General features: G+C 62.8%; 8 protein-coding genes and 1 pseudogene. 4 read left to right on the plus strand and 5 right to left on the minus strand.

What is annotated here, in order from left to right:
• The 4 genes from VN856_RS24195 to VN856_RS24210 all read left to right on the plus strand — a co-directional run.
• Positions 1–463: FadR/GntR family transcriptional regulator (locus VN856_RS24195; RefSeq protein ID WP_325693989.1), on the plus strand; the 463-nt coding region annotated here is incomplete at its 5' end.
• 37 nt (positions 464–500) lie between these two features.
• Positions 501–1,730, plus strand: a complete 1,230-nt coding sequence (locus VN856_RS24200) for a CoA transferase (protein WP_325693992.1) — start codon at positions 501–503, stop codon at positions 1,728–1,730.
• 127 nt (positions 1,731–1,857) lie between these two features.
• Positions 1,858–2,367 carry a MarR family transcriptional regulator gene (locus VN856_RS24205; protein ID WP_325693995.1) on the plus strand — a complete coding sequence of 170 codons (510 nt, stop codon included), beginning with the start codon at positions 1,858–1,860 and terminating at the stop codon, positions 2,365–2,367.
• 160 nt (positions 2,368–2,527) lie between these two features.
• Entirely contained in the window at positions 2,528–2,929 is a 402-nt protein-coding gene (locus VN856_RS24210; protein ID WP_325693997.1) for a hypothetical protein, read from the plus strand.
• Between the two features lie 37 nt (positions 2,930–2,966).
• On the opposite strand, the gene VN856_RS24215 is transcribed toward VN856_RS24210, so the two are convergent.
• The 5 genes and pseudogenes from VN856_RS24215 to VN856_RS24235 all read right to left on the minus strand — a co-directional run.
• Positions 2,967–3,650 (minus strand): hypothetical protein, encoded by a 684-nt coding sequence (locus VN856_RS24215; protein ID WP_325694000.1) that lies wholly within the window; start codon positions 3,648–3,650, stop codon positions 2,967–2,969.
• Positions 3,651–3,712: 62 nt separating this feature from the next.
• Complete coding sequence (locus VN856_RS24220) at positions 3,713–4,381, minus strand: Mce protein (RefSeq protein WP_325694003.1); 669 nt, start codon at positions 4,379–4,381, stop codon at positions 3,713–3,715.
• The gene (locus VN856_RS24225; protein WP_325694006.1) at positions 4,345–5,817 is read right to left on the minus strand and encodes an MlaD family protein; all 1,473 of its coding nucleotides are present in this window, start codon (positions 5,815–5,817) and stop codon (positions 4,345–4,347) included. Before VN856_RS24225 ends, VN856_RS24220 begins: the two co-directional genes overlap by 37 nt.
• A 1-nt stretch (position 5,818) precedes the next feature.
• Positions 5,819–6,979: a virulence factor Mce family protein gene (locus tag VN856_RS24230; protein ID WP_325694005.1), complete on the minus strand. Its 1,161-nt coding sequence runs from the start codon at positions 6,977–6,979 to the stop codon at positions 5,819–5,821.
• Positions 6,976–7,614, minus strand: a pseudogene (locus VN856_RS24235) (mammalian cell entry protein); the annotation flags it as partial. The pseudogene VN856_RS24235 and the gene VN856_RS24230, both read right to left, overlap by 4 nt.

A 7,614-nucleotide genomic window follows, 5' to 3' on the forward strand; every position in this document is an offset into this window, starting at 1 on the left:
GGCGGGAACGACGCTCGCGGACGTGATGACGGCACGGATGGGGATCGAACCGTATGCCGCCCGACTACTCGCAGAAAACGGCACTGCTGCGGCCCACCGCGAGTTACGCGACCTCATCGATGAGATCCCCGCTGCGTGGGAGACGGGCAAGCTGGCCGCAGCGTCGACCGGACTGCACCGTCGACTGGTGGAGCTGTCGGGCAACGCGACGCTGACCGTGATCGCCGGCATGCTGCACGAGATCTTCGAAAAGCATATGACCGCAGCATTTCTCAGCGTCCAAAATGTCGTGCCGAAGGCTCAGTACACCAAGCTGATCCGGTCATATACCCGACTCGCCGACCTGGTGGCCGAGCGCAAGGGCGATGAGGCCGAGGCGCATTGGCGGCGACACATGGAGAACGCCGGCGCGGAGCTGCTCAAAGGTAATGAGAAGACGAAGGTCCGAGACATCATGCACTGAGTGGGCACCGCGCCCACCCCCACGTGAAGGACATCTGATGCGTAAGCCGCTCAACGGAGTTCGCGTTCTGGAGGTTGCCCAGTTCACCTTCGTTCCATCGGCAGGCGCGGTGCTCGCCGACTGGGGCGCCGACGTGGTGAAGATCGAACACCCTGTCACCGGCGATGCCCAGCGTGGGCTGGTCAAGGTGTTGGGCGCCGCGGCGACCGTACCCGGATCGTCGTTCGCCCCGATTATGGAGGCGCCTAACCGCGGTAAGCGCAGTGTCGGACTGGCACTCGACAACGCCGAAGCGCGTCCCCTGCTGGACGAACTGATCAGGCGCAGCGACGTGTTCCTGACGAACTACCTGCCGTCGTCGCGGACGAAGTTGTCCATCGACGTCGACGACGTCCGCCGGGTCAACCCCGACATCATCTATGTCGCCGGCAACGGCTTCGGCTCCAACGGGCCCGACCGCGACGCCGGGGCCTACGACGCGACGGCGTTCTGGGCCCGAGGTGGCAGCGCGGACGGCCTGACATCACCCGACGCCGAACACACCCCGTTCATGCCCGCCGGGGCTTACGGAGACAACATCGGCGGGATCACCATTGCCGGAGGCGTGGCGGCGGCGCTCTACGGCCGACAGGTCACGGGGGAACCGTCGGTTCTTGACGTCTCACTCCTCGCGGTCGGCGCCTGGGCAACCCAATTCAGCGTGAACATGGCGATGCTGATGGACGGCCCGCTGCCGAAGATAGAGCGCCGAACCCAGGCTCCGGGCAACCCGCTCACCGGCGCCTACCGGACTTCGGACGGAAGGTTCGTCCAGTTGTCGATGCTGCAGCCGACCCGCTACTGGCCGGAGTTCTGCCAGCTGATGGGCCTGCACGATCTCGCTGAAGATCCTCGGTTCATCTCGATCGAGGCGATGGCCGAACACAGCGACATTGCGCAGCAGATCGTCGAAGACGCTATCGGCAACTTGACCTTCGCCGAGTGCCAAACCCTATTACGCAAGGGCAGGGGCCAATGGGCCCCGGTACAGGACGCCTGGGAAATAGCCAATGACGAAGCACTGACGGCCAACGGTCGCATCGCCGAAATCGTTGATGCCGAGGGTCATCCGCAGAAGCTAGTGGCCAATCCAGTCAAGTTCGACGATGATCGGGCAAACCTGGCAAGAGCGCCGCAGTTCGCGGAGCACACTGACGACGTCCTGCGCGAACTCGGCATCGACGACGACCGCCTCATTGAACTCAAGATCGCCGGGGCAATCACGTAAGAACGGCTCCATACTCCTGAGCTGACATGCGAGCTGGCACCGCTTCTGGAGACATCAAACTATATAACGGATAGTATTCCCGCATGTCATCATTAGGACCGTCCACCAGTTCGGGTCTGCGGAAGTAATGGCGTTGCAAACCGCAGTCTCGATACCGACGAGCTCCACTCGCGGTCAGCAAACTACGCAAGCTGACGAGCAGGCCACTGCCCTCGCGGGAGAGCTGCACAAGGTCTTATCAGAAGTGTTCCTGGTGTTGGGCCGTCGCGATCCGGGCGGCATCGTGCCTGGAGATCTCACACTGGCGCAATTATCGATTCTGATGGCCCTGCAGGAGTGCGGACCCATGCGTATGACTGCGTTGGCGTCCCATCAACGCGTCCGCACCCCAACAGTTACGGTGGCCATCCGTCGATTGGAGAAACTGGGACTTGTCGAGCGATCGCACGATCCCACTGATCTGCGGGCGGTCGTGGTAGGGATCACCCCGCACGGCCATGCGATGCGGCGCGATGCTCTGGCGACCAGGCATAGCCAGTTCACAGCGATGCTGATGACGCTGAGTCAAGAGGATCGCGCACGCCTGAATGCGGCGTTGTCGCCCTTGGAGCGCCTCGCGGACCAGGGCAACGCTTAAGACGGTTTGAGGTGCGAAACGTGTTGCCCGAGCCCCGAATCAGTGTCCTTTGCGAATTTCATCGAAGGCGACCGCCGATTATTGGAGGTTAGGATAAATGTCGTCTCTGACTAAACGAGCTGTCGGACAACGCTTTTCGGGAGCCCTTTCGAAATCCCCGATGGCATTGCTCACCGGTCTATTGATGGCGTATCTCGTCGCCCACCCCGCTGGCGTCGCGCACGCGACGCCGTCGGACGATGACGGTACCGGTCAGTGCACCTTCATCCTCTCGCAACCGAAAGTCATTCAAGTTTCTGGACTGAGCGTCGTGTCAGCCACCATGCGGCCTGGACCGTGCACAATCCATGCCACGCCTAACTTGTCGGTGGTGTGCTTGTCTGCAGCCGGCTCGGGGACGCAGGGTGAGTGCGCATCGAAGAATGGCCAGGACCCGGCGGAGGTGCGTTATCCCTATCAGCCCGGCGCGACCTACGTCCTGAGAGGCCAAGGGTGCGCGAGCACCTTCGTGCCGCCGTATACGCTGTGTCAGGATTTCGGCCCGACCCAAATCACCCTGTGATGCGCGCACGCAAGACGTCAGCGTCGGTCACACGGCTCTAGATCGGATCGAACGCCGAGATCAGCCACCGGCCATCGGTTCTGTCCAGCGTCACTCGAACGATAGATGACGTATCGGTGGGCGCGTCGTTGCCGACGACCACAGTCTGGTCGACATACAACAGCGCTACCGCGTGCTTTGGAGTCGCCGAGACCGAAGCGGCAGCAGGAACGACGGCAACCGCCGAGATGTGCTGCTTTTTTGCGCCGGGGATCACCACGTCCTGGATCAGTTGTGTGTAGGAGTCTTTGAAGCTGCCGGTTAGCCGGTCCCGGGCGGCTTTTAGCTCCTTGTCGACGGTTTCGGGCTGGTAGGACAACAACGCGATGGTCGAGTCCTTCGCGGCCGCAACGGATTCGATGCCAGCGACTCTGGATCCGCGGACCCACCCGTCTTGCCATTTCAGAAAACCTGCGGCCACCGCGATCACCAGAGCCAGAGCCGGCAACACCCCGAAGGCCAACACCCGTGACCACCTGATTCGGCGCCAACGGGCCGGCGGCGTAGCGTCTTCGGCGTCCTCGGTGTGAGCGTCCTCGGAGGATGCACCCTCCGATTCCACAACGTCCACTGCGTCTTCGGGCTCGTTCTCGATCGCCGACTGCCGTGTTGTCTTCGCGGAGACCTCGACTGGCTCTTGGCCGGTGACGGTGTCAGTCTCGGTTTCGGTTGCAACCCGCATGGGGATGGCACCCTTTCTGGTCGGTCGGCTCGCTACCCGACGATTGCCGAGTTTCGGCGTCCTCACTGTACGAATGCGACGTTGGAGACCTTTGCCTCGTCGCCCACCTTTTTCACCGAGACTCGCATTCGCCAATGCCGCGGCTCCGCTTCGGGCTCACCGACATTCGTGCTGACAACGGATACCGCAACCATCACTAGGGCCTCGTCGCCCGATTGCGACTCGAGGCCCGCCTCGGTGATCGTGCCCACTGACTTCGACTGCGCCTTTTTGAGCACTTCGATGAAAGGTTGGGAGCGCTTGGCGAAGTCGTCGTGAAAAGCGCCTGTCGCCGAGTCCAGAATGCGTCGTATGTCGGAGTCGGCATGGTGCCAGTCGATCGTGGTGAGGTTCAGGGCGCCCTGACGCGCAACCCCGATGAGCAGATCGGTCTGCTGTTGGGCCTGTCGTGCCTGATGTTCCCGATAGCCAAACCAGCCGGCCACCGAGGTCGACGCAAGGATCGCAACCACGCCCACCAATGTGGCCAGCCGTACCGGCGACATCGTCCTGGCTTGCCTGGCAACGTCATCGGGATCTTCGTCAACGACGGCGTCAACCGCGCTGTCGTAATCTTCGACGTCCCTCGGCTCGACTTCCGGCGCCTGGGAGCCGGTCTCGTCGGACATGACTGATTCGGGCTGGCCCGGATCGCTCACTTCTTCGGTGTCGGCATCAACATGTTCTGCCATGATTTCTCCTTTGCAGCACCCGGGGTCAGCTCGGCTCGTGAGTACACATGGCCGTCGGGTCCCACGTACATTCCGGTGCCTGGGTCGTATTCAAAGGCCGCTATCGGCGGCGGGGGCGGACCGGGCGGCAGCGGAGGCGGCACTTGTCCCGGCGGCTCCTCGCCCGGCCTGAACTGCGGGACACCCTGCCCCGTGTACGTCGCGTTCGGATCGCCCTTCCAGTTCCATCCGTCGTTCAGGGGAACGTACGCTTGATCGCTCTCGCACATCTTGACGGTCGGGGCGCGCTTGCCCGGGCGGGTCTCACACGGATAGTTGCGCGCCCCACGCACATTGAGCATCGAGTCTTGCGGCAACCGGCAGTAAAAGTCGCCCTTCGGAGGATCTGGGTAATCCTCGAAACTGGCGGCCCGCTGCTGCTGGGCCGGCAGAAATCCGGTGGTACAGGCGGGCGGCCAGCCGAGGTTCAGGTTGAAGCTCAGGTAGGCGCCGAGGTAAGACTGTTTGGTGTTCCGGTTGGCCACGCCGACCGCTTGGATGTCGGCCGCGCCCTGCGGCAGCTCGACCAGCAGGGCTTCCAGGTTGTCCCGGTAGGTGACCCCCACCTGGCCGACGCTGACCACGTTGGCCAACACGATCGGCAACGTGGGGTTGAGTCGGTCGATGAGCTGCCGCGCCTGGTCGGCCGCTGGGCCACCCTTCTGCAGTAAGCCCGCCAGAGCGGAGTCGTTGTTCCGTAGCTGCGACGTAATGGTCGCCAGATGGGCGGCCCAGGCCTGTACCGAACTCGACGACGCGGTTTGGCTGTCGAGGACTGGCTTCGACTGGTCGATCAAAACAGTGAGCGCATCCAGGTTCTTGCGGGCGTCGATCGCCAGATTGGACGCCCCATTTACCAGCCTGGAGAGTTCTGGGCCGAGCCCGCCGAAAGCGACATATCCCTCGTCGACCACCGTTTTCAGGTTGTCACGGGGGATCGCGGACAGGCCGCGGTTGGCCGCCGCCAGCAGCGAGTTGATGTCCGGTGGGACATACGTGCGCTCCACCGGGATCACGTCGCCGTCTTTGAGTGATGGCCCTTTCCCGGTGCGTGGCAGCAACTCGACGTACTGCTCGCCCACCGCCGAAACACTGTGCACCTGGGCATCGAGGTTGGCGGGGACGTGGACGTCGGAATCCATCTGCAGCTCCGCCTCGGCGCCGCTCTCGGTAAGGCGCACGGCCCGCACCCGCCCGATCTCGACTCCACGGTAGGTGACGTTTCCGCCCGGATACAGGCCGCCAGCCTGGGGCAACTTCACCGTGATCGAATACCGGTCTATTCCGAAAAATACGGTCGGAACCTGCATATAGGCGAAAAACATGATGGTGCCGGCGATCAAGCTCACCGCTGCGAAAACCAACAATTGAATTTTCGTCCGCTTCGACAACACGATGTCACCGCCCCTGGTCGAAGTGGTAGGGGACGACCAACGGGTTGCCGGGGTTGTACTGGCTGCCGTTCATGCATGGACTGGGCATCTGGCCGATGGTGCGCCCCCACTGCAGCTCCAACTCGGTCAGATTGCACTCAAACCGGGTGCCGGTGAAAAATCCCGCGTCGAGCCGGCTCAGCGTGAGGTCGAGGACCGCAGTCAAGTTCGCGTAGTCACCGCGGTTCCACTTGCTGAGGGTGTCCTTGGGGAACGGAAAGGTTCCGAAGAACCCGAGCGAGCGAGTCAACGCCGGCCCGGCATCGGCCAGTGACTGAACGACCGGACCGAGATCCTTGAGCTCCTTGACCAAGTTTGACTTGATCCTGTTCACAGAGTCGGCGGCAAGCGCCCCGAATTGGCTCAGCTCGCCGAGTGCGTCGGCAAGGTTTTTCCGCTCGTCCTTGAGCACGGCCAACGCGCGTGGCAGCGTCTTGAGCGCCTTGTCGATCACCGGCTTCTGGTCGGCGAATTGACCGACCAGATTGTTCAGGCTTTCGGTTGCGGCGATGATGTCGCCTTTTTGGTCGTCGAGGTAGCTGACGAACTTATCGAGTTGTCCGAGAAGGCTTCTCAGATCCTGCTCGCGACCGGTGAAACCGGTGCTCAACGCCTTGATGATGTCCTGGATCTGACCGAGGCCGCCCCCGTTGACCAACAACGACACTGCCGCCAGCGTCCGTTCAGTGGACGGGTAAGCACCGGCGGACGCCAGCGGAATCACGGATCCACGTTTCAGTGTGCCCTTCGGCGATGTCCCCGCAGGCGGTGCCAGTTCCACATGCACCGAGCCCAGCAGGCTGGTCTGACCCAGCGTGGCTGTTGCATTGGCCGGGAGATCGACATTCCCGTCGATCGACATGGTGACCAGGGCGTGCCAGCCTTGCAGTTGGATGTTGGTCACGGTGCCGACAGTGACATCGTTCACGCGGACGCGGGAATTCTGTTCAAGGTTTTGCACATCGGGCATCTGCGCTTGGACGGTGTATGCGCCCGCGCCGCCGCCCTTGGTGCCCGGTAATTTGAACGAGTTCGCGCCGTGGAAACCGCATCCGGACAGCGTGGCCGCGACGAGCAGCGCCACGAGTCCGGTGGCAACGCGGATCCGGTGCGGCAGGTTAATCATCGTCCACCTCCGGGTGGCGTCATCATCCCGCGCAGGCCGTCGGATGGATTGGTCGGAACCGGTTGCGCGCCAGGTGATTCCGCTGCCAAGGGCGAGGCGCCAGGTGCCGGGGCCGGCGGGTTTGCCGGGGCGGACGCAGGTGGTGGTGGTGGAACGTAGTCGGGCCGCAGCCAGTCCTCGCTGTAGGTGAGTTCGTTGGGGCGGGCGGCGGTTCCGACGTAAAGATTCTCGCCCAGCGGCGGGAAGTTGTACTGGCGGTTTTTGAAGATCGGCGACAGATACTGCACGCACAGCTTCGCCGATTCCTTGGCGCCCAGACGGGCAGCGGCCTGCACTGCCGCACAGAGGAATTGAACCGGGTTGGCGAATTGGTTGACCGCCAGTGCACCGCTGAGCGTGGCTTGCGCGGGCTGGTAGATGTTGAGGAAGTTCTGAAAGGCCGTCGGCGCGACATGCAGGAGTTGTTTGACGTCGTCGAGGCTGTCGTTCACTGCCTGCGTCACGGACGCCAGTTTGTCCGACGTGGTACCGAGCGACTCTTCGTTGTCGGCCACAAAGTTTTGGACGTCGCCGACCACGTCGTTGAGGTTACGAACCGCGTTTCCGACCTCGTTGGGGTCGTCGGCGAGGAGGTT

The sequence above is a fragment of the Mycobacterium sp. genome, assembly GCF_035603715.1.
Taxonomy (GTDB): domain Bacteria; phylum Actinomycetota; class Actinomycetes; order Mycobacteriales; family Mycobacteriaceae; genus Mycobacterium.

Coding starts and splice junctions, on each gene's coding strand:
- VN856_RS24200 (WP_325693992.1), top strand. CDS start 501: ATGCGTAAGCCGCTCAACGGAGTTCGCGTTCTGGAGGTTGCCCAGTTC.
- VN856_RS24205 (WP_325693995.1), top strand. CDS start 1,858: ATGGCGTTGCAAACCGCAGTCTCGATACCGACGAGCTCCACTCGCGGT.
- VN856_RS24210 (WP_325693997.1), top strand. CDS start 2,528: ATGGCATTGCTCACCGGTCTATTGATGGCGTATCTCGTCGCCCACCCC.
- VN856_RS24215 (WP_325694000.1), bottom strand. CDS start 3,650: ATGCGGGTTGCAACCGAAACCGAGACTGACACCGTCACCGGCCAAGAG.
- VN856_RS24220 (WP_325694003.1), bottom strand. CDS start 4,381: ATGGCAGAACATGTTGATGCCGACACCGAAGAAGTGAGCGATCCGGGC.
- VN856_RS24230 (WP_325694005.1), bottom strand. CDS start 6,979: ATGATTAACCTGCCGCACCGGATCCGCGTTGCCACCGGACTCGTGGCG.